Genomic DNA, 1,145 nt, shown 5'->3' on the forward strand with positions numbered 1-1,145 from the left:
CCGTTATCCAATATCGGTCCATCGTCTAAACTGTAGTGGTAAACTCCATAACCGTCATTTGTTACCGTGATGATTTGTAAATCGCTAAAGGCATTCGTTACCGTATAGGTCAAGTTGCTCGCCAATCCTGAACGGATAACGGTAAAGCGGGTTCTGTCTGGTGCTGTATCGGATGCACATTGTAACGCGCTATTGCTTATCGCTATCACGCTAAACTCTACTTGTGCATCGGTTACTTCGGTTACTGTTAACGTTGGTCCGTTTTCGCCTGGAATTAAGTTGCCTCCAGCATACCATTCAAAGGTGTAATTACCCGTTACTTGACTGTCTAATATCAAGGTATTGTTCACCGTAGTTTCACCAAAGTTCACACACGCAATGTTGGTCGATGCTACTATGTTTGGTTCGGCTAGTTGCTCTACGATAACAGCAAAACTATCGGTAATGTAACATCCCGTAAGGTTGTTTTCTATTCTTACCCAATACGTTCCGGTTTGTACTTGGTAAGTGGCCAAGTCTTGGATGGCGTTCAATCCTGCTGCTGCATCGCTTTGACTGTTGTAATGGAAGGTTACCGTGTAATCCGTTGGACTTTGGGTTGTTCCTAAAATGTCGTCAATGTAGTCTGACAATGGTAAGCCATTGTGTAGCGTTTGCCCATCATTGATGTCATCATTTTCATCACAGGTTTCATACTCTAAATCAGTAGTGATATCGATAGCAAATACTGGTTTTGGATTGACTTGTAAATCGAAGTTACCTACTCCACTTTGACATCCTGTAGTGGTATTGGTTATTACCACATAAATCGTTTGTGGATTGCTGGTGTTTGTATAGACCGATGGGTTGGTTATTGGACTTCCGGTAGCGGTTTCATAAAACGCTACGCTGTAGGTCGATATTGGTGTGGTAACATTGCCTTCTAACAAATCTGGGATTTGGCTGGTTAAGTCAAATACTTCTATATTATCATTACCCGTTGGATCGGATTCACAGATTTGATATACATTGCTGGTACCTATGATATCTACTTTTGGTAGTGGATTGATTACATAACCTTGTGGCACTACGGTATAACATCTTCTACCCGTGTAGTCAATAGTATTGTTACCCGATACGGCTATATAAACATATTGTACCAAGTT

The 1,145-nt window shown here is 41.4% G+C and carries 1 pseudogene; it reads right to left on the minus strand.

From position 1 onward, the window contains the following. Positions 1 to 1,145: pseudogene (locus IAI56_RS15700) on the minus strand (hypothetical protein); the annotation flags it as partial.

Origin of the sequence: Flavobacterium macrobrachii (assembly GCF_014486675.1) — a bacterium.
In the GTDB taxonomy this organism is placed as follows: domain Bacteria; phylum Bacteroidota; class Bacteroidia; order Flavobacteriales; family Flavobacteriaceae; genus Flavobacterium; species Flavobacterium macrobrachii.